General features: G+C 60.7%; 20 protein-coding genes and 1 pseudogene. 8 read left to right on the top strand and 13 right to left on the bottom strand.

Translation table 11 applies throughout. The features are described 5' to 3' along the window. Positions 1 to 68 precede the first annotated feature (68 nt). Positions 69 to 1415 (bottom strand): class II 3-deoxy-7-phosphoheptulonate synthase, encoded by a 1347-nt coding sequence (locus DLD99_RS20055; protein ID WP_114884552.1) that lies wholly within the window; start codon positions 1413 to 1415, stop codon positions 69 to 71. A gap of 150 nt (positions 1416 to 1565) precedes the next feature. On the opposite strand from DLD99_RS20055, the gene DLD99_RS20050 reads away from it, so the two are divergent. Beyond that, the gene (locus tag DLD99_RS20050) at positions 1566 to 2321 is read left to right on the top strand and encodes a spermidine synthase (protein ID WP_085710756.1); all 756 of its coding nucleotides are present in this window, start codon (positions 1566 to 1568) and stop codon (positions 2319 to 2321) included. Between the two features lie 3 nt (positions 2322 to 2324). On the opposite strand, the pseudogene DLD99_RS20045 reads toward DLD99_RS20050, so the two are convergent. Next, positions 2325 to 3116: pseudogene (locus DLD99_RS20045) on the bottom strand (crotonase/enoyl-CoA hydratase family protein). Between the two features lie 422 nt (positions 3117 to 3538). Here DLD99_RS20045 and DLD99_RS20035 point away from each other — a divergent pair. Continuing rightward, positions 3539 to 5212, top strand: a complete 1674-nt coding sequence (locus tag DLD99_RS20035) for a DEAD/DEAH box helicase (protein WP_007955707.1) — start codon at positions 3539 to 3541, stop codon at positions 5210 to 5212. Between the two features lie 77 nt (positions 5213 to 5289). On the opposite strand, the gene DLD99_RS20030 is transcribed toward DLD99_RS20035, so the two are convergent. Next, complete coding sequence (locus DLD99_RS20030) at positions 5290 to 6057, bottom strand: DODA-type extradiol aromatic ring-opening family dioxygenase (RefSeq protein ID WP_114884550.1); 768 nt, start codon at positions 6055 to 6057, stop codon at positions 5290 to 5292. A 102-nt stretch (positions 6058 to 6159) separates the two neighbouring features. Here DLD99_RS20030 and DLD99_RS20025 point away from each other — a divergent pair, with 102 nt between their 5' ends. Beyond that, positions 6160 to 6816 carry a thiopurine S-methyltransferase gene (locus tag DLD99_RS20025; RefSeq protein WP_114884548.1) on the top strand — a complete coding sequence of 219 codons (657 nt, stop codon included), beginning with the start codon at positions 6160 to 6162 and terminating at the stop codon, positions 6814 to 6816. Positions 6817 to 6870: 54 nt separating this feature from the next. Here DLD99_RS20025 and htpX read toward each other — a convergent pair whose 3' ends face one another. Both htpX and DLD99_RS20015 read right to left on the bottom strand, forming a co-directional pair. Next, positions 6871 to 7758: a protease HtpX gene (htpX, locus tag DLD99_RS20020; RefSeq protein ID WP_085710752.1), complete on the bottom strand. Its 888-nt coding sequence runs from the start codon at positions 7756 to 7758 to the stop codon at positions 6871 to 6873. A 304-nt stretch (positions 7759 to 8062) separates the two neighbouring features. Next, on the bottom strand, positions 8063 to 9274 hold the full coding sequence (locus DLD99_RS20015; RefSeq protein WP_085710751.1) for a pyridoxal phosphate-dependent aminotransferase: 1212 nt from the start codon (positions 9272 to 9274) through the stop codon (positions 8063 to 8065). Positions 9275 to 9499: 225 nt separating this feature from the next. Here DLD99_RS20015 and msrB point away from each other — a divergent pair, with 225 nt between their 5' ends. The 3 genes from msrB (at position 9500) to DLD99_RS20000 (ending at position 10940) form a co-directional block, all read left to right on the top strand. Then, entirely contained in the window at positions 9500 to 9895 is a 396-nt protein-coding gene (msrB, locus tag DLD99_RS20010) for a peptide-methionine (R)-S-oxide reductase MsrB (RefSeq protein WP_114884546.1), read from the top strand. A 101-nt stretch (positions 9896 to 9996) separates the two neighbouring features. Continuing rightward, positions 9997 to 10482: a glutathione peroxidase gene (locus tag DLD99_RS20005; RefSeq protein ID WP_085710750.1), complete on the top strand. Its 486-nt coding sequence runs from the start codon at positions 9997 to 9999 to the stop codon at positions 10480 to 10482. Next, entirely contained in the window at positions 10479 to 10940 is a 462-nt protein-coding gene (locus DLD99_RS20000) for a MarR family winged helix-turn-helix transcriptional regulator (protein ID WP_114884543.1), read from the top strand. Before DLD99_RS20005 ends, DLD99_RS20000 begins: the two co-directional genes overlap by 4 nt. Here the strand turns inward: DLD99_RS20000 and DLD99_RS19995 are convergent. Next, the gene (locus DLD99_RS19995) at positions 10924 to 13245 is read right to left on the bottom strand and encodes a hybrid sensor histidine kinase/response regulator (protein ID WP_114884542.1); all 2322 of its coding nucleotides are present in this window, start codon (positions 13243 to 13245) and stop codon (positions 10924 to 10926) included. The two genes, DLD99_RS20000 and DLD99_RS19995, sit on opposite strands and share 17 nt — an antisense overlap. A 166-nt stretch (positions 13246 to 13411) precedes the next feature. On the opposite strand from DLD99_RS19995, the gene DLD99_RS19990 reads away from it, so the two are divergent. Both DLD99_RS19990 and DLD99_RS19985 read left to right on the top strand, forming a co-directional pair. After that, on the top strand, positions 13412 to 14302 hold the full coding sequence (locus DLD99_RS19990; RefSeq protein WP_085710747.1) for an ATP-binding protein: 891 nt from the start codon (positions 13412 to 13414) through the stop codon (positions 14300 to 14302). Next, positions 14299 to 14781, top strand: a complete 483-nt coding sequence (locus tag DLD99_RS19985; protein ID WP_085710746.1) for a GAF domain-containing protein — start codon at positions 14299 to 14301, stop codon at positions 14779 to 14781. The genes DLD99_RS19990 and DLD99_RS19985 overlap by 4 nt, the downstream gene beginning before the upstream one ends. On the opposite strand, the gene DLD99_RS19980 is transcribed toward DLD99_RS19985, so the two are convergent. The 7 genes from DLD99_RS19980 to DLD99_RS19950 all read right to left on the bottom strand — a co-directional run bounded on the left by DLD99_RS19980 (position 14782) and on the right by DLD99_RS19950 (position 25835). Beyond that, positions 14782 to 17727, bottom strand: a complete 2946-nt coding sequence (locus tag DLD99_RS19980) for an HD domain-containing phosphohydrolase (RefSeq protein WP_114884540.1) — start codon at positions 17725 to 17727, stop codon at positions 14782 to 14784. It abuts the gene before it with no gap. 48 nt (positions 17728 to 17775) lie between these two features. After that, positions 17776 to 21435: a transporter substrate-binding domain-containing protein gene (locus tag DLD99_RS19975; RefSeq protein ID WP_114884538.1), complete on the bottom strand. Its 3660-nt coding sequence runs from the start codon at positions 21433 to 21435 to the stop codon at positions 17776 to 17778. Between the two features lie 8 nt (positions 21436 to 21443). Beyond that, complete coding sequence (locus DLD99_RS19970) at positions 21444 to 22070, bottom strand: response regulator transcription factor (RefSeq protein WP_114884537.1); 627 nt, start codon at positions 22068 to 22070, stop codon at positions 21444 to 21446. A gap of 358 nt (positions 22071 to 22428) precedes the next feature. Next, positions 22429 to 23757, bottom strand: coding sequence for a deoxyguanosinetriphosphate triphosphohydrolase (locus DLD99_RS19965; RefSeq protein ID WP_085710742.1), 1329 nt, complete (start codon positions 23755 to 23757; stop codon positions 22429 to 22431). A 68-nt stretch (positions 23758 to 23825) separates the two neighbouring features. Further along, on the bottom strand, positions 23826 to 24989 hold the full coding sequence (locus tag DLD99_RS19960; RefSeq protein ID WP_114884535.1) for an EAL domain-containing protein: 1164 nt from the start codon (positions 24987 to 24989) through the stop codon (positions 23826 to 23828). 124 nt (positions 24990 to 25113) lie between these two features. Then, positions 25114 to 25452 carry a hypothetical protein gene (locus tag DLD99_RS19955; protein WP_085710740.1) on the bottom strand — a complete coding sequence of 113 codons (339 nt, stop codon included), beginning with the start codon at positions 25450 to 25452 and terminating at the stop codon, positions 25114 to 25116. Beyond that, positions 25449 to 25835, bottom strand: coding sequence for a phage holin family protein (locus DLD99_RS19950; RefSeq protein WP_065257074.1), 387 nt, complete (start codon positions 25833 to 25835; stop codon positions 25449 to 25451). The genes DLD99_RS19955 and DLD99_RS19950 overlap by 4 nt, the downstream gene beginning before the upstream one ends.

Genomic DNA, 25835 nt, shown 5'->3' with positions numbered 1-25835 from the left:
CACATTGAATCTGTGTCGTACACAAAATTAAGTGGGAGCTAGCCTGCTAGCGATAGGGGCGATGCGGTTTAACGGCGAACTTGCTTCAGCGTCTCGGCAATCAGGAACGCCAGTTCCAGCGACTGATCGGCGTTCATCCGTGGGTCGCAATGGGTGTGATAGCGATCCGACAAGCCATCTTCAGTAATCGGCCGCGCGCCACCGATGCACTCGGTGACGTTCTGCCCGGTCATTTCGATGTGGATGCCGCCGGCGTAGCTGCCTTCGGCTTCGTGGACCTGGAAGAACTGCTTCACTTCTCCAAGGATCTGCGCGAAGTCGCGGGTCTTGTAGCCGCTGCTGGCCTTGATGGTGTTGCCGTGCATCGGGTCGGAACTCCACAGCACCTGCTTACCTTCGCGCTGTACCGCGCGGATCAGCGCCGGCAGGTGATCGCCGACCTTGTTCGCACCCATCCGTGCGATCAGGTTCAGGCGGCCCGGATCGTTGTCCGGGTTGAGCACGTCGATCAGGCGGATCAGGTCGTCGGGGTTCATGCTCGGGCCGACTTTCACCCCGATCGGGTTGTTCACCCCGCGCAGGAACTCGACGTGGGCGCCGTCGAGCTGACGGGTGCGGTCGCCGATCCACAGCATGTGCGCCGAGCAATCGTAGTAATCGTTGGTCAGGCTGTCGCGGCGCACGAAGGCTTCTTCGTAGTTCAGCAGCAGCGCTTCGTGGGCCGTGAAGAAACTGGTCTCGCGCAGTTGTGGAGAGCTGTCCATGCCACAGGCACGCATGAAGGCCAGGGTTTCATCGATGCGGTCGGCGAGGTGGCTGTACTTCTCCGCCAGCGCCGAGTTGGCGATGAAGTCCAGGTTCCACTTGTGCACCTGATGCAGGTCGGCAAAACCGCCCTGGGCGAAGGCACGCAGCAGGTTGAGGGTGGCGGTGGACTGGTGATAGGACTGCAGCAGACGCTCCGGATCCGGTACGCGGCTGGCCGAGTCGAAACCGATGCCGTTGACGATGTCGCCCCGGTAGGCCGGCAGGGTCACGCCGTCGATGGTCTCGTCGTTGGCCGAACGCGGCTTGGCGAACTGGCCGGCCATGCGCCCGACTTTGACCACCGGGCAACCGGCGGCGAAGGTCATGACGATCGCCATTTGCAGCAGCACTTTGAAGGTGTCGCGGATTTTCGCGGCGGAGAATTCGGCAAAGCTTTCCGCGCAATCGCCGCCCTGCAGCAGGAACGCCCGGCCCTGGGTGACTTCGGCAAACTGACGACGCAGCTCCCGCGCTTCGCCGGCAAACACCAGCGGCGGATAACTGGCCAGGGTCTGCTCGACCTGGCGCAGATGCGCGGCGTCGGGGTATCGGGGTTGTTGCTGGATCGGCAGGGCGCGCCAGCTGTCAGGGCTCCAGGGTTGGCTCATCACGGTCTCTAAGGTTCTACGCACGGACGGCCATGTTAGCAGCAATTAGTGCGTGACCTGCTCCCGCCGCATCGCCGACAATCGCCGCTTTGCCACGGCACCATAGCGGTGCCATCGCGTCACCGCGCCCGGTGACCACCAGGAGACGAAATGACTGAGGAGCGCGTCGAGCTGTTGCTCGCCGAGGTACAGGATGAGTTCGGCGTGATTCGCGTGCTGGAAGTGGCCGACTACCGCTTTCTGGAGTTCGGCGATGCCATCGAGCAAAGCTGTGTGTTTACCGCCGACCCGAGCTGGCTGGAGTACGACTACACCCGGGCGATGCTGATCGGCGCGCTGTGCCATGAGCAACCGGAGAGTGCGTTGTTTCTTGGGCTGGGCGCGGGGACGCTGACCCAGGCCTGCCTCAAGTTCCTGCCACTGGAAGATGTCGAAGCCATCGAGCTGCGCCCCGATGTGCCGCGTCTGGCAATCGAGTATCTCGGGCTGGATGACGATCCGCGTCTGTACATCCGCGTTGGCGATGCAATCGAACTGCTGCCGACGGCAGAACCGGCGGATCTGATTTTCGTCGACCTCTACACCGATGTCGGCCCGGGCGCCGCGCACCTTGCGTGGAACTTCCTTGGTGACTGTCAGAAACGTCTGAATCCCGGTGGCTGGCTGGTGATCAACCAGTGGGCCACCGATGACGGCAAACCCTTGGGCGCGGCGCTGTTGCGCGGGCTCTATCACCGCCATTACTGGGAGCTGCCGGTGAAGGAGGGCAACGTGATTCTGATCGTGCCGGCGGATCTCGATCAGGTGCTGGACATGCAGGCGCTTACCGCGCGAGCTGAAGCGCTGGCGCCGAAGCTGGGTTATTCGTTGCAGTCGTTGATCAACTGCATTCGTCCAGCGACTTGAGTTTTAAACGCCTTTGAAGTCGCCAGGTCTGCGTTCCACCAGTGAGCGCACACCTTCCTTGGCATCCTCTGTTGCCAGTAATTTTTTCACCAGCGGCGGCAAGCTCTGCGCCGCTGCGGTCTCGCCTTCATAGCGCGCCTGACGCGCCGACATCAGCGTCGCCTGTACTCCAAGCGGCGCCTGCCGGGCAATCCGTTCCGCCAGTTCAATGGCGCGCGGCAGCAAGTCTTCGCTGGCCATGACCTCCTGCACCAGCCCCAGGCGCAATGCATCATGGGCATCGAATTCGTCACCGGTCAGCAGCCAGCGCATGGCATTGCCCTAGCCGGCGACCTGGTGAAAGCGCAACGTCGCACCGCCGAACGGAAAGATCCCGCGCTGCACTTCCATTTGGGCGAAGCGGGTGTTGCTGGCGCACAGGTTGATGTCGGCGGCGAGCATTAGCTCGATGCCGATGGTCAGGCAATAACCTTGCGCGGCGACAATCACCGGTTTGCTGACCCGCGGTCCGACGAACACGCCCCAGGGATCGCAGCCGCCGGTCGGCACCTGCCAGCCTTGGGCTAGTGCGGAACTGGCGTTGACCAGATCGAGACCAGCGGTGAAATGCTCGCCATGCCCGAACACCACGGCCACCCGCGCGTCACTGTCGGCCTCGAATTCGCCGTAGGCCAGGGCCAGTTCGTTGAGCAGATCGAGGTCGAAGGCATTGCGCTTGGCTGCACGGTCCAGACCAATCAAATGGACGTGACCGTGACGGGCACGACTGACGCGGCCGGGGCAGGGCTGATTCATGGGTGTTTCCTCGGACGGGAAGAAAGGGTGCAGCGACCAGATGCCGCACATCGGTGAATCGTTTAAGCGCCATCGCCCGCAGGGCCGGGGTCTTTGAAAAATAGACCTTTGCCCGATTATCCGCAAAACCCCGTTACACAGCGGTGACAACTGTATTTCACCGATAAAAAAAGCTCCCTTTTTGGGCAAATTCCGGTATAGTGCGCGCCGGCCTTTAACCGGGCCGCGTTTAGGTAGCGCAATTCCCCGAAGTCAGCTTCGGCTGCACGTCCGCACTGCGGGCTCTTCCTTGACGATTCTTTTTCATTCATTCGTTTTCGCAAATCCCCGCCGACAAAGCTGCCAGGGCGACTCTTGAGTCTCAACACGGCATGTGCAGCTTTGGAGCATGGGTCTTTGCGGATGCACTTAGAGGCAGACCCATGACCCAGGAAATCGGCGGCTTCGCCGCTCTTGAACTTCATCCCAATATTGTCGCTGCAGTAGTCGCTACCGGCTATGAAGAGCCTTCGGCCATTCAGCAGCAGTCGATCCCGATCATCCTCGCCGGTCACGATATGATTGGTCAGGCGCAAACCGGTACCGGTAAAACCGCTGCCTTTGCCCTGCCTATCCTGCACCGCATTGATCCGTCCAAGCGCGAGCCGCAAGCTCTGATCCTGGCCCCAACTCGTGAGTTGGCGCTACAAGTTGCAACCGCTTTCGAAACCTACGCCAAGCAAATGCCGGGCGTAACTGTTGTGGCTGTCTACGGCGGCGCGCCGATGGGCCCACAATTGAAAGCAATCCGTAATGGCGCACAGATCGTTGTCGCCACTCCGGGCCGTCTGTGCGACCATCTGCGTCGCGACGAAAAAGTGCTGCAGACCGTGAACCACCTGGTTCTCGACGAAGCAGACGAAATGCTCAAACTGGGCTTCATGGACGACCTCGAAGTCATCTTCAAGGCCATGCCGGAAACCCGTCAGACCGTATTGTTCTCGGCGACCCTGCCGCAATCGATCCGTGCCATCGCCGAGCGTCACCTGCGCGATCCAAAGCACGTGAAGATTCAGAGCAAGACTCAGACCGTTACCGCGATCGAACAGGCTCACCTGTTGGTTCACGCTGACCAGAAGACTTCTGCCGTTCTCAGCCTGCTGGAAGTGGAAGACTTCGACGCTCTGATCATGTTCGTGCGCACCAAGCAAGCGACCCTGGATCTGGCCAGCGCCCTCGACGCCAAAGGCTACAAAGCCGCAGCGTTGAACGGCGACATCGCCCAGAACCAGCGTGAGCGCGTGATCGACTCGCTGAAAGATGGCCGTCTGGACATCGTTGTGGCGACCGACGTTGCCGCCCGTGGTCTGGACGTTCCGCGCATCACCCACGTATTCAACGTGGACATGCCGTACGATCCGGAATCCTACGTGCACCGTATCGGCCGTACCGGCCGTGCCGGTCGCGAAGGCCGCGCGCTGCTGCTGGTGACTCCGCGTGAGCGCCGCATGCTGCAGGTGATCGAGCGTGTGACCGGTCAGAAAGTTGCCGAAGTGCGTCTGCCGGACGCCCAGGCCGTTCTCGATGCCCGCATCAAGAAACTGACCAACAGCCTGTCGCCGCTGGTGGCTGACGCCGAATCGACTCACGGTGATCTGCTGGATCGCCTGACTGCCGACATCGGTTGCACCCCGCGTGCCCTGGCTGCCGCTCTGCTGCGCAAGGCCACCAATGGTCAGGCGCTGAACCTGGCAGCGATCGAGAAGGAACGTCCACTGGTGCCGAACAGCGCTCCACGTGGTGACCGTCCTGAGCGTTCCGGTGATCGTCCGGACCGTGGTGATCGCGAGCGTCGTGCGCCAATGCCGCTGGGCGAAGGCCGTGCCCGTTGCCGTACCGCGCTGGGCGCGCGTGACGGTATCGCGGCGAAAAACCTGCTGGGCGCCATCCTCAATGAAGGTGGTCTGGCGCGTGAAGCCATCGGTCGCATCCAGGTGCGTGACAGCTTCAGCCTCGTCGAGTTGCCGGAAGATGGTCTGGACAAGCTCCTGACCAAGCTGAAGGACACTCGCGTTGCCGGCAAGCAGTTGAAGCTGCGTCGCTACCGCGAAGATTGATCTGCCTTTGGGCTGATTGATCGAACATAAAAAATCCCCGACTGGTTCGGGGATTTTTTTTGCCTGCGATTTGGGCATCAGCCGAAGCGGTAGATGTCCATGCCCAGTGCGCCCATGGTGAACCCTTGGTGCGCAATGCTGAAGTCGCCGCCCGCGCCACGGGCAAAGTACAGCGGCAACAGGTGTTCATCACTCGGATGGCTGCGCACGGCGTTCGGTGCCTGCTGGCGGTAAGCGTGCAGGGTGGCTTCATCATTGGCCGCCAGCTTTTCGATCATCCAGTCGCGGAAATCCCGCGCCCACGGCTCGACGCTTTCCGGCCCGGCATGCCAGTCCAGCTCACGCAGGTTATGGGTGATGCTGCCGGAACCGATCAGCAGAATGCCCTGATCGCGCAGGCCGGCCAGCGCCTGGCCCACGCGGGTCTGCAACGCCGGGCCGCCACGGCTGGGCAGGGACACCTGAACCACCGGGATGTCGGCTTGCGGATACATCAGCGAAAGCGGCACCCACACACCGTGGTCGAAGGGGCGTTGCGGGTCGAGGCGTGCCGGCAGGTTGTTGGCGGTCAGCAGATCGGCGACCGCTTGCGCCAATTGCGGATTTCCCGGTGCCGGGTACTGCACTTCAAACAATGCGCGGGGGAAGCCGCCGAAATCGTGCCAGGTTTCCGGTTGCGGATGGCTGCTGACCAGCAGTTCATGGCTTTCCCAATGGGCGGAAACGATGACAATGGCTTTCGGGCGTGGCAGTTCGGCGGCCAGGCGCGCCAGGGCCGGGCCGCTGGCACCGGGCTCCAGCGCCAGCATGGGCGAGCCGTGAGAGATAAACAGGCTGGGAAACATGGAAGGGTTCCTGAGCGTTAAGATGGTTCATCTTCAGTCAGTTCATTGATCTAATTCCAATATAAGTTTTAACGCTTTTTGATCGAATTCTTAGGAGGAAGCATGCAGCCGGAGTTTTGGCACAAGAAGTGGGAATCGAACCAGATCGGCTTTCATCAGCCTGAGGTGAACCCTTATTTGCAGCGACATTGGTCCAATCTGGCAATCCCGGCGCAGTCGAGGGTACTGGTGCCGTTATGCGGTAAAAGCCTGGATCTGTTGTGGCTGGCCGGTCAGGGGTATCGGGTTCTCGGTGTCGAGCTGTCCGAGAAGGCTGTCGAGGACTTCTTCCGTGAGCAGCAATTGCAGCCGCAGATCAGCGGAGAGGGCGGCTTCAAGGTTTATCGGGCCGGGGCGATCGAGTTGAGGTGCGGGGATTTCTTCGCCTTGTCCACGAACGATGTGGCCGATTGTACGGCGCTGTATGACCGCGCGGCGCTGATTGCCTTGCCGGCGCCGATGCGTGAACGCTATGCGGCGCATTTGTTGAACATCCTGCCGACGGGGCTGCGTGGTTTGCTGGTCACGCTGGATTACGATCAGGCCCAGATGCCCGGACCACCGTTTGCAGTGACAGATGCCGAGGTGCAGCGGCTGTTCGGTGGTGACTGGACGGTGCAGGCGCTGGAGGAACAGAACGTGCTGAGCGAAAGCGGGAAGTTCCTGCAGGCGGGAGTGACAAGGCTGGAGGAGCGGGCGTACCGGCTGGCCGGTCAATAACAGGTACAAAAAAGGCCCGCATCACAGCGGGCCTTTTGTTTGTAGCCGGGCTGATCAGCCGCGACGACGCAGGGCGTCGATACGCTCTTCCAGCGGCGGGTGGCTCATGAACATACGGGCCAGACCCTGTTTGATGCCACCGTTGATGCCAAAGGCGTTCAGGGTATCAGGCATGTGCACCGGCAGACCCTGTTCGGCACGCAGGCGTTGCAGTGCGTTGATCATCGCGCCCGTACCGGCCAGACGTGCACCGGCATCGTCGGCTCGGAACTCGCGTTTGCGCGAGAACCACATCACGATCGCGCTGGCCAGAATGCCCAGCACCAGTTCGGCGAAAATGGTTGCGATGTAGTAGGCCGTACCCTGGCCTTCTTCATTCTTGAAGATCACCTTGTCGACGAAGTTGCCGATGATCCGCGCGAAGAACATCACGAAGGTGTTCACCACGCCCTGGATCAGCGCCAGGGTGACCATGTCACCGTTGGCCACGTGGCCGATCTCGTGGGCCAGCACGGCCCTCACTTCGTCTTCCTTGAAGCGCTCGAGCAAGCCCTGGCTCACCGCGACCAGTGCGTCGTTCTTGTTCCAGCCGGTGGCGAACGCGTTCGCTTCGTAGGCCGGGAAAATCCCGACTTCGGGCATCTTGATCCCGGCTTCGCGGGACAGTTGCTCGACGGTCTGCATCAGCCATTGCTCGTGACGGGTGCGCGGCTGGGTGATGATCTGGGTGCTCGTGCTCATCTTCGCCATCCACTTGGAGATGAACAGCGAGAACAGCGAACCGGCGAAACCAAAGACTGCACAGAAGACCAGCAGCTGACTGAGGTTGAGGTCAACCCCGTTGGCCGCCATGAACCCGTTGAAGCCGAACAGGCTCAGGGTGATGCTGGCTATCAGCACGACCGCCAGGTTAGTGGCCAAAAACAGCAGGATGCGCATCATGGTTGTAGAAATCTCCTCAAGCTAAAGATGTAGCGTACTGCGGGGTATATAAGGCGCGGCACCGGGCGATTCAACCGAGTGACTATTTCAAACTGTGTCCTACATCGGATTCTCCGGTGGGCGGGACAATTCCCACTCCTGAAGACGACATGGATGACAGCCACGCGCCACCTACCGGCATTGCATCAGGCGCATGTGACCGGTACGAATCGACAGTGTAGAAGGCGTGCGGAAGGGGGCGGAGCAGAAGTGTTGCTGAATCAGACAGTGCGCAACGAAAGGCTCGTTGCGCACGGATGGCCGGTTACTGGCGGTAGGACTTGAGGAAGTTGCCGATGCGCCCGATGGCCATGTCCAGGTCATCGACCCGGGGCAGGGTCACGACGCGGAAGTGATCCGGCCACGGCCAGTTGAACGCCGTGCCCTGAACCACCAGCAGCTTTTCGGACAGCAGCAGGTCGAGGACGAATTTCTCGTCGTTGTGGATCGGGCAGATTTTCGGGTCGATCTTCGGGAACGCATACAGCGCGCCCATCGGCTTCACGCAGCTTACGCCAGGAATGTCGTTGAGCAATTCCCAGGTACGGTTGCGCTGTTCCAGCAGGCGACCTTGCGGCAGCACCAGGTCGTTGATGCTCTGATAGCCGCCGAGGGCGGTCTGGATCGCGTGCTGGCTCGGCACGTTGGCACACAGGCGCATGTTGGCCAGCATGTCGATGCCTTCGATGTAGCTGTGGGCGTTGTGCTTCGGCCCGGAAATGGCGATCCAGCCGGAACGGAAGCCCGCCACGCGATACGACTTCGACAGACCGTTGAAGGTCAGGCACAGCAGGTCCGGCGCCAGAGAAGCGGTGCAGATGTGCACGGCGTCGTCGTAAAGAATCTTGTCGTAGATCTCGTCGGAGAACACCACCAGGTTGTGCTGGCGGGCCAGTTCCAGCATGCCCAGCAACACTTCCTTCGAATACACCGCGCCGGTCGGGTTGTTCGGGTTGATGATCACCATGGCCTTGGTGTTCGGGGTGATCTTGGCCTTCATGTCGGCCAGGTCCGGGAACCAGTCGGCGCCTTCGTCGCACAGATAGTGCACGGCGTTGCCGCCGGCCAGGCTCACCGCTGCGGTCCACAGCGGATAGTCAGGCGCCGGCACCAGCACTTCGTCGCCGTTGTTGAGCAGGGCCTGCAACGACATCACGATCAGCTCGGACACGCCGTTGCCCAGGTAGATGTCTTCGATGCCGACACCTTCGACCTGCTTCTGCTGGTAGTACTGCATCACGGCCTTACGCGCGCTGAACAGGCCTTTGGAGTCGCTGTAGCCCTGGGCGGTCGGCAGATTGCGGATCACATCCTGGAGAATTTCGTCCGGCGCTTCGAAACCAAAGGGCGCCGGGTTGCCGATGTTCAGCTTGAGGATGCGATGGCCTTCCTCTTCCAGGCGTTTGGCGTGCTTGAGCACTGGGCCGCGAATGTCGTAGCAGACGTTGGCGAGCTTGTTCGATTTGCTGAACTGCATGGCGATGTGATCCCGAAAATGAACGATCCAGGCGGCGAGTGGGCAACCGTGCTGGGAATCCTGCGTCTTCACACAGGCAAGCGTCTTGAGCGGCGGTTTCCAACAATCCGTTTGAATGCGCAGGATCCCGCTGCCAGACTGGCGTGTGACGAGGCGCAATCATACGTGCCGCCCGATCCGTGGAAAAGGTACAGATCGGGCTTTTTCAGCCGCTGAGGTGTGATGATGGAAAAGATAGAAAAGACCCTGGAAGAATGGCGCGCGATGCTCGACCCGGAGCAATACAACGTGTGTCGTCTCAGTGCTACCGAGCGACCGTTCTCCGGCAAGTACAACGCCACCAAGACCGACGGCGTCTATCACTGCGTCTGCTGCAATGAGCCGCTGTTCGATTCCAGGACCAAATTCGACTCCGGTTGCGGCTGGCCAAGCTTCTACGCGCCGATCGGCGACAGCGCGATGGCCGAAATCCGCGACACCAGCCACGGCATGATCCGCACCGAAGTGAAATGCGCCCGTTGCGACGCGCACCTCGGCCACGTATTCCCCGACGGCCCGCCGCCGACCGGTCTGCGTTACTGCATCAACTCGGTGTGCCTGGACCTGGTGCCGCGCGAATAACCGATGCGGGCGATCTTCGGATCGCCTTTCGGATAATTAAATTGCACGCAATTCAATTGCTCGCTATTTTTGCAGCTTCTCAACTTCCCGGAGTGCGCACCATGAGCGATAACCTGCTGACCATCCCGTGCACCACCATCAAGGGTGAGCAAAAGACCCTGGCCGATTTCGCCGGCAAGGCGGTGCTGGTGGTCAACACTGCCAGCAAGTGCGGTTTCACCCCGCAATACAAGGGCCTTGAGGAGCTGTGGCAGACTTACAAGGATCAGGGGCTGGTGGTGCTGGGCTTTCCGTGCAACCAGTTCGGCAAGCAGGAACCCGGCAACGAGGGTGCGATCAGCGAGTTCTGCGAGCTCAATTACGGCGTCAGCTTCCCGCTGTTCAAGAAGATCGAAGTCAACGGCACCGGTGCGCATCCGCTGTTCGTGCAACTGAAGAAACGCGCACCGGGCGTACTGGGTTCCCAGGGCATCAAGTGGAACTTCACCAAATTCCTGATCGGCAAGGACGGCCAGTTGGTCAAGCGCTTCGCCCCGGCCACCAAGCCGCAGGACCTGAGCCGCGAGATCGAAGCCCTGCTCAAATGAACGAACTGTCAGCCGATGCGCTGAAGCTCGACAGTCAGTTGTGCTTCAAGCTGTACGCCGCGTCCCGGGCGGTGATTCGTGCCTACAAGCCGATGCTCGATCAGCTCGGGCTGACTTACCCGCAATATCTGGCGATGCTGGTGTTGTGGGAATGGCAGGAAACGGCACCGGAGCAACCGACGGTCAAGGCGCTGGGCGAGCGTCTGGCGCTGGATTCCGGGACGCTGACGCCGCTGCTCAAGCGTCTGGAGCAACTGCAACTGGTGCAGCGCCAACGCTCGGCGCGGGACGAGCGTGAGGTTCACCTGAGCCTCACGTCCCAAGGGCTGGCACTGCGCGAGCAGGTCGGGCCGTTGAAGGACCGGTTGCTGTGCGACAGCGGCGTGGATCTGGATCGGCTCAACGAGCTGCGCACCGGGCTTGATCATCTGCTGGGGCAAATCAAAGCGCTGTCGTAGTCGGTATCCACTGATCCAGCAGCGCGGCCAGTTCTTCGCGGCGGAAGGGCTTGGCCAGGTAATCGCTCATGCCCGCCGCCCGGCAGCGCTCACGCTCCTCGGACATGGCGTTGGCCGTCAACGCCACGATCGGCAAGTGCGGCCAGCGACCGCTCTGGCGGATCTGCCGGCTCGCTTCGTAACCGTCCATCACCGGCATGTTGCAATCCATCAGCACCAGATCGAATTCGTGGTGTTCCAGTTGATCCAGTGCTTCTGCGCCATGGGCCGCCACTACCACTTCGCAACCAAGTTTACTGAGCATGCCTTTGGCCACCAGTTGGTTGACCGGATTGTCTTCCACCAGCAACACCCGACCGCGACGCTGTGAAGGCAAACTTTCAAGCCGCCCGCGGTCGATGGTGGTGATGTCCGGTTGCAGGGTTCTGCGCAGATTCTGATACAGCGCATTGCGCGCCAAAGGGCGAGCCTGCTGTTGCAGCGGGGCGAGGGCGGCGGCTTCTTCGCCCGGCAGGAAACTGCCGTAGGCGGTCACCAGCAGAATCGGTGCGGTCATGGTCGGCCGCAGGCCGAACAGGCATTCGGGGCAATCGGTGATGATGATGTCCGGTGATGGGCCGAGCAGTGACGCTTCAATCGTGCGCTGTTCGTACGACAGGCCCCAGACCGGCAACAGACTGCTCAACAGTTCTGACAGTCCGCTGGCCGCTGTGGTGATGGCAAGCACGCTGCCATGCAGTTGCGCCGGAATGACCGCGCGGGTGTGGCAGGGCAGAGGCAGTTCGGCACAGAACTGGCTGCCGAAACCGACTTCGGAGCTGATCGTCAGGCGCCCCTCCATGGCTTCGCACAGGTTGTAGGTCAGCGCCAGGCCCAGTCCGGTGCCACCGTACTGGCGAGTGATACCGGCCCCGGCCTGGGTGAACGGCTGGAAAATCTTCACCTGGGCTTCCTGGGCAATGCCGATGCCGGTATCGCAGACTTCGATGCGCACGCCGTCCTTCCAGGTCGACAAACGCACATCGACCCGTCCGAAGCGGGTGAACTTCAGGGCGTTGGACAGCAGGTTGCTGACAATCTGCCTGACCCGGGTCGGGTCGCCGAGCACCAGCGCCGGGAAGTGCGGATCGATCAGACACGTCAGTTCGACGCTTGGCGCCGCGTTCTGTGACAGCAGGTTGGCGGTGTCTTCAACGAGCGAACCGAGGTCGAAGGGGATGTGCTCGAGCTCCAGTTGCCCGGCATCGAATTTCGACAGGTCGAGAATATCGTTGAGCAACTCCACCAGCACCTTGCCCGAGTCGTGGGCAATCGACAGTTGCTGCTGTTGTTCGCCATTGAGCGGACCGTCGAGGGACAGCGCGATCATGCCCAGCAGGCCGTTGAGCGGAGTGCGAATCTCGTGGCTCATGTTGGCAAGGAACGCCGAGCGCGCCTCGGCCATGTCCAGCGCCGTGCTGCGGGCGACCTCCAGTTCCTCGTTGGACTGGCTGAGGCGGGCGTTGATGGCCTTCAGTTCGGCGGTGCGTGCCGACACGATATCTTCGAGTTGAGCGAGGTAGTCAGTAAGGCGGTTTTCTGCGGTGCGCCGCTGCTGGATTTCCGTGGCGATGTTCTCGAACTGCTGGTTGGCGACCTTGACCAGCACGCCGATCTCGTCGTTGGCGTGTCCGCCAGGGCATTCCAGAGTGGTCGGTTCGGCGCTGCGCGGATCGCGCCCGCTGAGTTCACGGATCACCCGCACCAGTGGTTTGGTCAGCATCACATAGAACAGCGCCAGCAGGATGCCGGTCAGGATCAGGCTGCGGGCAAACCCGTTGAGCAGCGTGATTTCGGCCCGGCGCAAGAAGCGGCTGCCGAAGGCATAGGTGTCCACTTCCAGGCTTAACGTGCCTAGGGATTCGTTGGGCAAGTGGTCGAGATAGAGCCGGTCTTCGAATTCGCGTTTGGCGCCGAACAGAAAGTCGCTGATCAACCGATAGCCGCTTTGCAGTTCCGGGCGTTTGACGCTGGCCAGCACCGTCTGATTGTTGTCGGTCAGTTGCGCGGAAATGATGGCCGGCGAGCGTAGCAGGCCCAGCGTGAGTTCCTGGGCCAGCTCGGCATCGATGTTGTAGGCGATGCGCGAGGCCGGGTTATGGCTGATTTCCAGCAAAGACAGGATTTCACGGTTGATGGAGGCGTCTTCACTGGCATAATCGATGCCGATTTGCAGCAGGCTGAGCAGCGTGCCCAGAATGAACCCGACCAGCACGGTAAGCCGGGCCTGTTTGTATGACAGCCGGTGGGTGAATTTGATATCCATGGGGTGTTGAACCACTTACGTTTCCCTTCGCTGCTCAAGCATAGTCGATCATGCATGGATACCGGAGTTCCCGCATCGCCTTGTAACAAGGGCCGGGCCGGGTGTCGAACGCTATCGGTCGTCGCTGTATCGCCATCATTACTGTGAACCAGCCCGAGGAGAAGACGTGGATTCCCGATTGAATGCTTTTCTTGAGCGCGCCGAGTCGGTTCTGGCGCGGATCGAACCGCTGCTGCCGGCGCCACGCCCGGTCATCGACTGGGGCACTTGCCTGGCTGCACGCTGGCAGCGTGACGGTCGCAGCGGCTATCTGCTGCCGCTGGAAGTCAGCCTCGACATGCGCCTGTCGGACCTGATCGGTGTCGATCGGCAACTGGAGCAACTGGGCCGAAATACCCAACAGTTCCTCGACGGCATGCCGGCCAACCATGCGTTGCTCTGGGGTTCACGCGGGACCGGTAAGTCCTCGCTGGTGCGGGCGTTGCTGGCCGAACACGCCAAGGCCGGCCTGCGTCTGATCGAGATCGAGCGCGATCACCTGGCCGACCTGCCACGTGTGGTGGAGCAGATTGCCAAGTTGCCGCAGCGTTTCGTGCTGTTCTGTGATGACCTGTCGTTCGAATCCGGCGAAGGCGATTACCGCGTGCTGAAAAGCGTGCTGGATGGCTCGTTGGAACAGGCGCCGGACAACGTGTTGCTGTACGCGACCTCAAACCGTCGCCATCTGGTGCCGGAAAAGGAAAGCGACAACGAAAACTGGAAGCGCGTCGACGGCGAGCTGCATCCGAGCGAAGCGGTGGAAGACAAGATTGCCCTGTCGGATCGCTTTGGCCTGTGGCTGTCGTTCTATCCGTTTACCCAGGAACATTTCCTCAATGTCGTCGAACACTGGATCGGGCAACTGGCCGCCAAGGCTGGCCTGACCTGGCAGCGCGACGAACAACTGGACATTCTCGCCGTGCGCTGGGCGACCGGCCGTGGCAACCGCAACGGACGTTGCGCGTACCAATTCGCCCGTTACTGGGTGGGACTGAAATTGCTGGAGCACAAGGCATGATTGATTTGCAACAGAGCGGCCAGGGCCTCGAAGGCTATGGCATGTTGGCCGCGCAACTGGAGTCGCTGCTGGCGGACGAGCGCGATTTCATCGCCAATGCCGCGCAGTTTTCGGCGTTCCTGTTCAACCAGCTCGATGATCTGAACTGGGCCGGCTTCTACCTCAATCGCAATGAAGAACTGGTGCTCGGCCCGTTCCAGGGTCAGATCGCCTGCGTGCGTATTCCGTTCGGTCGCGGGGTGTGTGGCGCGGCGGCGGCCAGTCTGCAAACACAACGGGTCGAAGACGTTCACGCGTTCCCCGGCCACATCGCCTGTGACAGTGCGTCGAACAGCGAACTGGTGGTGCCGTTGGTCAAGGACGGTCGCCTGATCGGTGTGCTCGACCTCGACAGCCCGAAGCTTTCGCGTTTCGGCGCAGACGATCAGGCCGGAATCGAACGACTGGCAGCAATCTTCCTGCGCCTGACCGACTGCTGATCACGCCGCAAGACCGGCCTTGCGCAGCACGCCGGCGGGATCGACCGCATCGATCTGTTGTGGTTCGAGGAACCGACTGGCGTATTGCAGATAAAGGCCTTCGCGAATGAACAGGCCGAACAGCTCGGCATCGATATGCGCCTCGCGGCACATGGTGGCCATGATCCCCAGCGCCTCGCTGAGGGTCTTGGCCTTTTTGTACGGGCGGTCGGCGGCGGTCAGCGCTTCGAAGATGTCGGCAATCGCCATCATCCGTGCCGGCAGGCTCATTTCCTCGCGTTTCAAGCGTTTCGGGTAACCGGTGCCGTCCATTTTTTCGTGATGGCCGCCGGCGATTTCCGCCACGTTGTTCAAATGCCCGGGGAAGGGCAGATGGCTGAGCATCAGGATCGTCTGCACCATGTGGTGATTGATGATGTAACGCTCCTCGCGTGTCAGCGTGCCGCGAGTAATGCTCAGGTTGTACAGCTCGCCGCGGTTGTATTTGTAGCGCGGGACATCGAGTTTGAACCCCCATGGATTGTCTTCCGGAATCAGCTCGCTGTCGGCGCGCTCAAGCAGGTGCTCAGGCTTGTCGGACAGTAACTTTTCGCTGACCGGCAGGATCGGTGCCGGTGTTCGTGCCTGGCGTCGGTTTTCTTCCCAGGACACGCCCAGCCGATCATCCAGCGTGCGGGTCCAGGTGCGCTGCGCAATGCCCTCAAGACGCTGCAGGTCGGCTTCAGCCATGGCCTCACTGCCCAGGTTGCAGCGGGCGACGAAACTGAAATCGTCATCCAGAGACGCCAGCGTCGTGTCGCGCAGGTGCGCCAGATGGAACTCCTCGCCGCCCATGGCCATAGCTTGCCAGTAGCTGATCCAGGCATCGCGCTTGAGCACTTCGAAGCGGGTACGGATTTCGTGAATGCGGTCGTTCAGGGTTTCCAGTTTGGTGGCTTTGTCGACGACGTATTCCGGCGTCGTGACCTTGCCGCAGTCGTGCAGCCACGCGGCGATGTGCAAGGCTTCCCATTCATCCTCACTGGGCTGGTAGTCGCTGAAGGCCGGGGCTTCGCTCGCCGCCGCGGCGTGGGCAAGCATCAGGGTCAGTTCCGGCACGCGCTGGCAATGGCCACCGGTGTAAGGGCTCTTGGCATCGATGGCGCCGGCCAGCAGTTGAATGAAGGCATCGAGCAGCTGTTTCTGCCGTGCTTGCAGGCGCTGGCTCTCGATGCTCACCGCCGCCGCGCCGGACACCGCTTGCAGGAATGCGATGCGGTCGGGGCGCAGCTTTTCAAGGTCGGCCGGGGTGCCGCTGTCGCTGAGCAGCAATACCAGCAGACCGATTGTCTCGTTGTGCCGGTTATGCAGACGGATCCCGATCAGGTGTACGCGCGGTGTTTCCATGGCCAGCAGTACTTTTTGCAGGTCGGCAGCCTGTTCGAAGCCGAGGCTGCTCACTACGTGGTCGGCCTTCGCCAGTTGCTCAAACCAGGTGGGGCCCTGAGTGGCGTCGAGGTTGTGTCCCTGGATATCGAAGGCAGCCAGCGTCTGTGAGGTGCCATCGACCACAAGTCCATAAGGTTCCATGCGGTTGCCATCACTTTCCCGCAGGTAGATCAGCCCCGCCTGAGCCTGGGCAATCTGCACCGTTTCGAACAACACCCGTTGCAGCAGCGGGGCGAAGCGGGTTTCGGCGGTCAGGCTGTCGGTGATGCGAAAGAAGCTGGCCAGGGTGTCTTTCATCCGCGCCATCGACAGGCTCAACTGATCGACCTCCAGCACCGGTGAGCGACGGGTCACGGGAAAGTTGAAATCGAAGCTGCGGATGGCATCGGCTTCCTTGACCAGTGCATGCAGCGGCTTGACCAGAATCCGCGAGATCAACCAGCCCAGCGGCAGGCACAACAGCAGGGTGGCGAGGGTGATCAACGCACCCTGCCAACGCATGCGATAGGCATCGACCAGCAACTCGTCCTCCGGCACCAGCAAGGCCATCTGCAAACCTTTCGGACCCCCTTCCTGCAGGCTGCTGCGGGCGACGATCCAGCGTCGCCCGTCAGCATTCAGGCGTTTGCCCTGATGATCGGCAGACAGCAGGGCATGCAGGCTCGGGCTCAGGTCGGCTGCCCTGGCCAGGCGCGCAGTGCGATCATCGACGATCAGCCGGCTGCTGTCGGGGTACGCTACGGCGTTGCCTTCGGCGTCGAAGAGGACGATTTCTGTCGCTGGCGTCACCACGTGCTTGGTCAGGGTCGCCGACAGCGCGTCGAGGGTCAGGTCGGCAGCGATCACTGCGTGCTCACCGCTGCGCCGGGCGAGGGTGGTGCCGACATTGTGGGTGGAAAAGAACACGTAGGGTTCGGTGGTGATCTGCTCGTTCTGTTTTTGTGCGCCGGTGTACCAGCTTCGGCTGCGCGGGTCGTAGGCATCGTCCGGATTGTCCTGATGACCGACCGCCGACAACGCCTGATCGAAGAACAGCGACTGTGACCGGACACCGCCATTGGCATCATGCTCGATGCTCCAGACCTGATAGGCCGCTGCGTCCGGCGCCTTGAGCAAGGTTTTGAGCGACGCGGTGCGCAACGGCCGCACCATGAAGAAATCACCGTTGTCGTAACCCAGATACAACGATGCCAGGTCCGGGTTGTCCGCCAGTGACTGGCTGAACGGTTTGAGCAGTGTCAGGCGTTGTTCAAGGGCGGAGGCCTGAGTCCCGGGGCTGTCGGCGAGCAGGCTCAGCAAGTGCCGGATCGGCGCATAGGTCGATTGCAGATCGACGCGCACATCCTGCTCGATGCGCTCGAACAGCTTTTCGCTGCTCGACAGAATGATCTGCGTGGTCTGCCGGTAGTTGAACAGCCCCAGCACGACCCCGGTGAGCAATAGCAGAAAGGTGAACATGACGCTGATATGCACGTGCAGGGGGAACCGGCGTTGATCCGGGCGCAGTGGGCTGGGCATTGCGGACTCTCCGAGTTGATAAACACACTGCTCAGCGTCCAAGCATAGTTAAGGCCCGGTCATTCTGCTGTGGTCGGTCAACGTCAGTTGCTGCTCCAACGCCTTCTCCAGCTCAAGAATGGCGAAGTTGCTCGCTTTGCATCGGCGTTCGATTTCCTCCACCGGCAAAGCTTGCAGACAAGCCTGTTCGAGTGCTTCGCAACAGTTGATCAGGCGTGATGCCTGGGCAATGCGTGCGGCACCTTTGATCCTGTGCGCCATCTCGGCCAGCGCCTGGTGATCCCGTCCGGGGGACAAGGCCCGCAGATCCTGGCGGTCATTCCGGCTGCTTTTCAGAAGTTCGGTCAACAGTCGCCTGGTCTGAGCGGGGTTGCCTCCGGTCAGCGCATAAAGCCCCTGCAGGTTGAACGCAGGTGCATGGAGCACCGGTGCATCGAGGATTGGCCGGACACTGTCGACCCATTGGCTCAACGCACTCAGGCTCAGTGGTTTGAACAGGCACTCGTTCATGCCGGCCTGCTTGCAGCGAAGTACCTCTTCCGGTTGGGCATTGGCGGTAAACCCCAGCACGGTGCAGGTCGGGCGTTGCGTGAGGCTCTCGTGGCGCCGGATTGCGCGGGTCAGTTCATAGCCGTTCATGACGGGCATGTTGCAATCGGCGATGACCAGATCGAATGCGCCGTTTTTCCATTGTTCCAGTGCGCTCTGGCCTTCTTCGGCAATGCTGAAACGGTGTCCCAGGAACTCGAGTTGCTGGCACATCAGCAGGCGATTGGCCGGGTGATCGTCGACCACCAGAACGTTGAGGGGCGTGAGGGCGGTCTGGATCTGTGGTTCGTGTTTCCGGCTTTTCACCTCAGCGGGCATGATTGCCAGCGGCAGCGACACACTCACTTGTGTGCCGATCCCGGGCTGGCTGCTCAATTGCAGTTGCCCTCCCATCATTTCGCACAGGCTGCGGCTGATGACCAGTCCCAGCCCTGTGCCGCTGATTGTCCGGTTCCTGCCATGGCTGGCCTGGGTGAAAGGTTCGAACAGCCGCCGCTGGTCTTCGGTAGTAATACCGATGCCGCTGTCCTGAACCGTCAGTTGCACCTGCGAGCAAGCGGGATCATCGCTGTCCAGCAGTTCCAGCGAGATCCTGATGTGGCCTTTTTCGGTGAATTTGATGGCATTGCTGATCAGGTTCGACAGCACCTGTTTGAAACGCAAGGGATCCAGATGTACGTCGATGTTCAGTTCGGGCGGGGAGACGTTCACCATCAGTGCCAGCCGTTTCTGCCGGGCCAGGCCTTCGAAGATCCTGACCACCGACGCAATGGTATCGATGAGATTGACCCGTTCGGGGCTCAGGCTCAGGCGTCCGGATTCGATCCGGGCAATGTCCAGAATGTCACCGATCAGCCCCAGCAGATCCTTGGCCGAGCTGTAAGCGGTTTCGATGCTGGAGCGGTCCGGATGCACTTTGTCCATGCGCTTGAGTGTCAGTTCAAGCATGCCGATGACCGCGTTCATCGGTGTACGGATTTCGTGGCTCATGGTCGCCAGGAAAGTGCTCTTGGCACGGTTGGCATCATCCGCGCGTTCCTTGGCAGCACGAAGTTCGTCGAGCAGTTCATGACGTTCACTGATGTCGATCCAGCCGCCGATGATCCCCTGAACATCGCCGCTGGAGTCGCGGTACGGCAGGATCCAGTGATAGATCGTCATGCGCCGGTTGCCGATTTGCAACGGCCGGTCGAGCACCAGCGGTCTGCCCTCGTTCACGACCCGCTGGTAGTCGGCCTGAAAGTCCCTGGCTTCGAAAGCGTTGTTCAGAACACCTTCCATCACATTCTTGCCGATGACGTCTTCGCGTCTGGCCTTGAAGGCTTCGAGGTAACTGTCGTTGCAGCTTTGCAGCAATCCCTGTCGATCGCGCACATAGATCGGATGAGGCGTGCCGTTGACCAGCGAGCGCATGAACTCCAGCTGATCGTTCAAGGCGCGTTCGGCGGCCTGGCGCTGCTTGATCTGGCGACGCATGTAGGCATTCCAGAGCATCGACAGCAGCAACAGCAGGCCGGCCGCCCCGATCACCTGATAGAACAGGCGTCGATATTGGTGCCAGGTGCCTTGCGAAAGGCTTGAATAACCCCTCCATCGACCATTGATGATGCCCAGTTCTTCGGGCGATATGCTCATCAGGGTCTTGTCGATAATTGAGCCCAGTTCGGTGTTGTCTCTGGCGGTTGCCAGGGAAAAGGCTGCCTGGCGGGTGCCGATGGTGGTAGTGATCTGCAAGGGCTGTTCGAAGATGTGCGAAGCGATGAAGTAATTGGCGATCACCAGCGAGTTCACTGCGCCTTCGACCAGACCCTCGTCGAGCAATGCCACGGCACTGAAAGTATCCGGAGTCTCGATCAACTGGATGAGTGGAAACTCGTTGCGCAGGTACTCGATCATCGGGTTGCCCTGGGCGATGGCCAGGCGCTTGCGCTTGAGCTGACCCAGGTGGGTCGGACTGTCGGCAGCCTTGCGGGTCAGCAGGACATAGGAGTTTTCGAGGTAGGGGCGGCTGAACTTCAGGGTTTCCTCGCGTTGGGCAGTCGGCAGCAGGGCGGCGATCAGGTCGGCCTGATGGTTCTCGATCTGTTTGATCATCTCGGCGTCGCTGCGGCTGCGGCGGATTTCGAAGCGCAGGCCGGTGCGCAACCGGATGAGTTCCAGCAGGTCGGCGCTGATGCCGCGAAAGTTGCCATCGGTGTCAAAGAAGCTCAGGGGAGCAAACGCCTCGTTGACCACCACACTCACCACCGGGTGTTTCTTCAGCCACTGTTCTTCGCGGTGGGTCAGTTGCAGTTTCTGATCGGTCAGCAAGGTATCGCTGCCGGCACTCCAGCGTTTGGCGATGGTTTCTCGCTCGCTGCCCGGGACAGCCTTGAGCACGTTATCGATGATACCCAGCAGTTGAGGATTGTCGCGACGCACGGCAAAGCTGAAACCGTGGGCTTCGTGCTTGCCGAAATTGGCCATGCGGATGTTGTTCAGATACCCCTTGCTGATCATGTAGTGGGTGGAAATGGTGTCGCCCAGAAACACGTCCGCCTGATCGAAGGCGACGGCGTTGATTGCATTCTGGTAAGACGGATAGGAGGTGATGAGGGCTTTGGGATACAGCGCCTTGACTTCGTCCAGCGGCAGATAGTGATACAGCATGCTCAGCCGCAATCCGGCCAGACCTTCGCTCAGAGACCGGGTTTCACCCGTGCGGGTGACCAGTACCGGTTGATCGATGGCGTAAGGGCTGGACAGTACGATGTTGGCGTTTTCCGCCTCCAGACCATTGGACGTGCCAAGCATGTCGATGCTGCCGTCGAGCAAAGCCCGGATCGCGGCGTCTCGTGTGGCAAAGCGCTTGACCCTGACCGGCAGGCGGGTTGCCTGACCGATCAGTCCGGCGTAATCGGCCGTGAACCCTTCGTAATCACGGCCGCTGGCCGTCATGTCAAATGGCGGATAGTCGGGAGCCGATGTGCCCAGAACCAGCTCATTGCGATTGTGCAACCAGTCCCGTTGCGCATGTTCAAGCAGGACTGGAAGTGGCTTGTCGGTCGAACGACTGAGCAGTGCCAGGTCTTGCGAGATGACGGTGGAGGCTGTTACATGAGCACTTAAACCGAGACATGCACTCAATACAATCAGGCAGTTTTTCAAGGGACTGGGCATGTCGTCTCTCACACGAGTGCGTTGCGTTTGGCCATTTCAATAAGTTCTACAAGGGATTTGGCTTTGAGTTTCTGCATCAGACGTTTTTTATAAGTACTGACGGTCTTGTTGCTGAGGAACATGCCTTTGGCGATTTCCTTGTTTGTGCGGCCTTGGGCGAATAGTTGCAATACCATCAATTCCCGGTCATTGACCGATTTGAAAAGTTCCAGTTCTGCATAGCGCACATCGTCATTGCGAACAGGGTTCAGGGCCTGGCTGGGGAAATAGTTGTATCCGGAAAGGACTGCCTTGATGGCACTGACCAGTTCGCTGAGGTCTTCCTGTTTGCAGACATAACCCGATGCGCCGGACTGCATGCAGCGAATGCCGAACAGCGTCGGGCATTGTGCGGTCAGGACCAGTGTCTTGAATGGGGAACTCATGGCGTTGAAACGGGCAAGGACTTCCAGGCCGTCCAGCTTTGGAATACTGATGTCGAGAATGATCAGGTCGGGCGCACATTCGCGAACCATTTGCATGGCATCGACCCCGTTATCGGTTTCACCGACGACCTTGTAACCTTCATGTTCCAATAGCATTCGAACGGCAAGACGGATAACCGGGTGATCGTCGACAATAAAAACGGAGTTCATAACAAAGTCCCATGCGAACACTAATAAAGGGCGCACCTTAGCTCAGATGAAAGAGAGGTCGCATGAGCCGACAGGACCTTGGTGGCAATCTAGGATCGGTCCTACAAATAAAGAGGAATGAGACTACGTGTGAACTAGTTTTGACGTAGGTAGCGGATGGCTTCGCGGATTGAACTTGTTCGATGGAGGGGGCAGGAGTGACTGAAAAGCCTGTTTGTTTAATATTTGTAAGTCATCAATGAGTTTCAGTTTTTTGTTGGCGATACGTCGCGAGCGTCGAACATGGATATAAGGAAAGGATTGGAATATCCATCAGTCGCCCGCCCGGTCAATGCCTGACCGGGCTGACGACGAAGTATCAATGGCTGGAGCGCCCTGTCATTTCCAGGGCCATGTCGCTGGCATAGCTGTCGGTCATGCCCGCGATGAAGTCGATCATGCGCAGGAACGATGCGTGCAACGGGCCGTGCGGGTCCGGTGCATTGTTGCCCAGCAAGTCGAGGATTCTGCGGCTCTTGAACGACGGCGTACGCCCGTTGTGCTGTTCGAGGGCCGCACCGCAGAACGCGTTGAGCAATATCTCCAGTGTCGTGTAGGCGCCGATTTCATGCAGGGTCTTGCGCTTGTCCTGAAAGATTTTCTTGCGGGCGATGTCCTTGGCATTCAGCACGCAACGTTTGGCCGGACCATGCATGTGCTCCACCAGATCGCCGTGCAGCGTCCCGGCCAGCAGTGCATCCTGTTGTTCGACAAAGGCCCGGGCGGCGGCGTTGGTCAGGTGTTCGATGGCCTTGCCCCGCAGGATTGCCAGTTTGCGTCGGCGTGAATCCTGAGGGCCCAACTGTCGGTAGGTTTCCGGCAGATCGTCGCCGACCAGACCCAGCAGCAGCGACTCGACCTCGGCGTAGTCCAGCAGATCCATCTCCAGGCCATCTTCCAGATCGATCAGCGCGTAGCAGATGTCATCCGCAGCCTCCATCAGGTAAACCAGCGGATGACGCGCCCAGCGCTGTTCTTCGAGTTGCGGCAGGCCGAGTTTGTGGGCGATCTGCTCCAGCAATGGCAACTCGCTCTGATAGCAACCGAACTTGTGTTTCTTGTAACCCAGAGAGTCGGCGTGGCGCGCGGTCCACGGGTACTTGAGGTAGGTGCCGAGGGTCGCGTAGGTCAACCGGGTGCCACCGTCGAACTGGTGATATTCCAGTTGTGTGAGTACCCGGAAACCCTGGGCATTGCCCTCGAAGTTCAGGAAGTCCCCGCGCTCGGCATCGCTCATCGCATCCAGCCAGCCGCGCCCGGCGGCCTGCTGAAACCAATGGCGGATGGCGTCTTCGCCGGAATGGCCGAAGGGCGGGTTGCCGATGTCATGGGCCAGGCAGGCGGACTGCACGACCATGCCCAGATCGCTCGGTTCGCACCACTCGGGCAGGGCGCGACGCAGGGTTTCGCCCACTCGCATGCCCAGCGACCGGCCGACGCAACTGACTTCCAGCGAATGGGTCAGGCGCGTGTGGATATGGTCGTTGCTCGACACGGGATGCACCTGGGTCTTGCGGCCCAGGCGGCGGAAGGCGCCAGAGAAAATGATGCGGTCATGGTCTTTGTGAAACGGGCTGCGGCCGAGTTCCTGCGGGCTGTGCAGCGGCTTGCCGAGACGTTCGCGGTTGAGCAGGGTTTGCCAATCCAAGGCTGATTCTCTCCGTCGGGTGACTGGTGCCCTAGCTTCCCGGTTCGAGCGAATGTCTGCAAGCGCAACTACAGCCCGGCGGCATCAATGTCGATCAACAGCAGGCGTTCGCCATTGTCGAAAAACTGCCCGGCGGTCAGGCAGTACTGGTTGCTGGTGGCATCGCGGTAGGTGTTGGAAAGCGTCAGCCGGCGTTCTTCCCAGCCTTCGGCCAGCAGGTGGTAGAAGTAGGGACGCCACGACCAGTTATGGCCCAGGTAGCGGTTGTCGGCGACCCAGCCGCTTTGCCGCCATTCCAGGTTCGGCGTCAGTTGCGTGCCCTGACGGTCGCACTGGTAAAACCGCAGCAACCACGGAAAGGCATCCAGTTGCGGCAACGCGCTGAGCGGCGCGCGGGTTTGAGCCCAGTTTTGCAGAATCGTCATCAACTCGCCGAGCTGTCGGCGCATGGACATCAATTTGCCGCGCTCGGCGAGTTTCTGCTTCACATAGGCCTGGCGCAGTTCAGCGAAGTGCTGGACGAAAGCATCCGTTGCAAAGAAAGCCTCCTGCGCCCGGGCGAACAGAAAACCCTGTACGTAGCGTGAGCCACATTCCAGTGCAAAATTCAGCTGGGCTTCGGTCTCCACGCCTTCGGCGATAATCCAGCAACCGGTCCTTTCGGCCATCTGCGCCAGTGCCTTGACCACATCGCTGCTGGGGCCGCCGAGCGCGGCGGCCTGAAACAGGCGCATGTCGAGCTTGAGGATGTCCGGTTGCAAGGCCAGCACGCGATCCAGTTGTGAATAGCCGGCGCCGAAATCGTCGATGGCGATCCGCGCGCCGGCATCGCGATAGCGCGCGACGACTTCAGACAAACGCTGACTGTTGCCGCCCAGTTCAGTGATCTCGAAGACAATCCGCCGCGGGTCGACGCCATGCCGGGCGAGTTGTTTCAGGCTGGGAAGCGCCTGGTCGGCGCGCAGACGGCTGATCCAGCGCGGTGACATGTTCAGGCTGAGAAACCAGTCTGGCGGTGCTTCGTGAAATCGGCTCAGCGCATTGTCACGAACCTGCCGGTCGAGGCGGCGCAGGGCGGTAGCGGGCGTTCGTGGGTCGGCGAACAGCGGCCCGACCGATGTCAGTTGCCCCTGCGTTTGACGCAGACGCCCCAGCGCTTCGACGCCTGCAATGCGTCCGGTGGCGGTATCGATGAAAGGCTGAAAGCAGGCGAGCGGTTGCCCGTCGATCACGGGGCCTCCTTGGTCATTGTTGTTCTGGTGGGATCCTGCCGGCCGGATAGGCGAGCGGGATTGAATCTCCGGGTGAAGAGATTCAATCCCGCCAGCAGTGCAAGAATGCAGCCAGATGTGGAACTCAGCGTTTGCCCGAGTTCTGCATGACCAGTTTGATCAGCGGCGCGAGGCTGGTGCCGAGGCGGATTAACCGGCTCAGGCCGCCGATGCCACCGCTTTTCGCACCTTTGCCGGTCAGGAACCCCAGCAGTGTCACGGCGGCCACGCCCCACAACGGCGCGTGCTTGATGCCGAAACCGTCCTGCAGGTTCTGCGACATGCCGCGCATGCGTTGCAAGGGCTGCAGCACCTGGCCGGTTTCGTGGCGGATTTCCTGACGATGCATTTCCATGCGCAGGCGGATCAGGGCCTTGCGCATTTCCTGGCGCGAGCTGTTGTGCGGAAGTTCAGGCAGGCTCATGGCAGCAGGCGCTCCCGGTCGTTGGCCAGTTCTTCCAGTGTGCCGTGGAAGGGTGAGGATTCATCGAAGATCGCAGCCTTCAGGCGCAGCCCGCAGAAGATCGCGGCCAGGGTGTAAAACACGCACAGGCCGATGATGGCGGCGAGCCGATACGTGTCCCAGAACACGATCAGGACGAGGGTCGACAGGCCGACCAGCAACAGCAGTGCAAACACCAGCGCGAGGCCTGCGAACAGCAACAGGCTGACAGTGCGTGCTTTCTGCTCCTGCAGCTCGATGCCGAACAACTCGACGTGACTGTGCAAAAGACCGAGGACGGCTGCACCCAGGCGCCGTGTGGAAGAGGCAGTGCCCGCAGTCGGGCCGGATTCACCGATCGACAT

It is taken from the genome of Pseudomonas kribbensis (genome assembly GCF_003352185.1).
Taxonomy (GTDB): Bacteria; Pseudomonadota; Gammaproteobacteria; order Pseudomonadales; family Pseudomonadaceae; genus Aquipseudomonas; species Aquipseudomonas kribbensis.
The sequence above is the reverse complement of the archived record's forward strand: the minus strand, read 5'-3'. Positions and strand labels throughout refer to the sequence as shown.

Coding starts and splice junctions, on each gene's coding strand:
- DLD99_RS20000 (WP_114884543.1), top strand. CDS start 10,479: ATGAACGAACTGTCAGCCGATGCGCTGAAGCTCGACAGTCAGTTGTGC.
- DLD99_RS20050 (WP_085710756.1), top strand. CDS start 1,566: ATGACTGAGGAGCGCGTCGAGCTGTTGCTCGCCGAGGTACAGGATGAG.
- DLD99_RS19955 (WP_085710740.1), bottom strand. CDS start 25,452: ATGAGCCTGCCTGAACTTCCGCACAACAGCTCGCGCCAGGAAATGCGC.
- DLD99_RS19950 (WP_065257074.1), bottom strand. CDS start 25,835: ATGTCGATCGGTGAATCCGGCCCGACTGCGGGCACTGCCTCTTCCACA.
- DLD99_RS19975 (WP_114884538.1), bottom strand. CDS start 21,435: ATGCCCAGTCCCTTGAAAAACTGCCTGATTGTATTGAGTGCATGTCTC.
- DLD99_RS20030 (WP_114884550.1), bottom strand. CDS start 6,057: ATGTTTCCCAGCCTGTTTATCTCTCACGGCTCGCCCATGCTGGCGCTG.
- DLD99_RS20015 (WP_085710751.1), bottom strand. CDS start 9,274: ATGCAGTTCAGCAAATCGAACAAGCTCGCCAACGTCTGCTACGACATT.
- DLD99_RS19970 (WP_114884537.1), bottom strand. CDS start 22,070: ATGAACTCCGTTTTTATTGTCGACGATCACCCGGTTATCCGTCTTGCC.
- msrB (WP_114884546.1), top strand. CDS start 9,500: ATGGAAAAGATAGAAAAGACCCTGGAAGAATGGCGCGCGATGCTCGAC.
- DLD99_RS19980 (WP_114884540.1), bottom strand. CDS start 17,727: ATGCCCAGCCCACTGCGCCCGGATCAACGCCGGTTCCCCCTGCACGTG.
- DLD99_RS19985 (WP_085710746.1), top strand. CDS start 14,299: ATGATTGATTTGCAACAGAGCGGCCAGGGCCTCGAAGGCTATGGCATG.
- DLD99_RS19995 (WP_114884542.1), bottom strand. CDS start 13,245: ATGGATATCAAATTCACCCACCGGCTGTCATACAAACAGGCCCGGCTT.
- DLD99_RS20025 (WP_114884548.1), top strand. CDS start 6,160: ATGCAGCCGGAGTTTTGGCACAAGAAGTGGGAATCGAACCAGATCGGC.
- DLD99_RS20005 (WP_085710750.1), top strand. CDS start 9,997: ATGAGCGATAACCTGCTGACCATCCCGTGCACCACCATCAAGGGTGAG.
- DLD99_RS20035 (WP_007955707.1), top strand. CDS start 3,539: ATGACCCAGGAAATCGGCGGCTTCGCCGCTCTTGAACTTCATCCCAAT.
- DLD99_RS20055 (WP_114884552.1), bottom strand. CDS start 1,415: ATGAGCCAACCCTGGAGCCCTGACAGCTGGCGCGCCCTGCCGATCCAG.
- htpX (WP_085710752.1), bottom strand. CDS start 7,758: ATGATGCGCATCCTGCTGTTTTTGGCCACTAACCTGGCGGTCGTGCTG.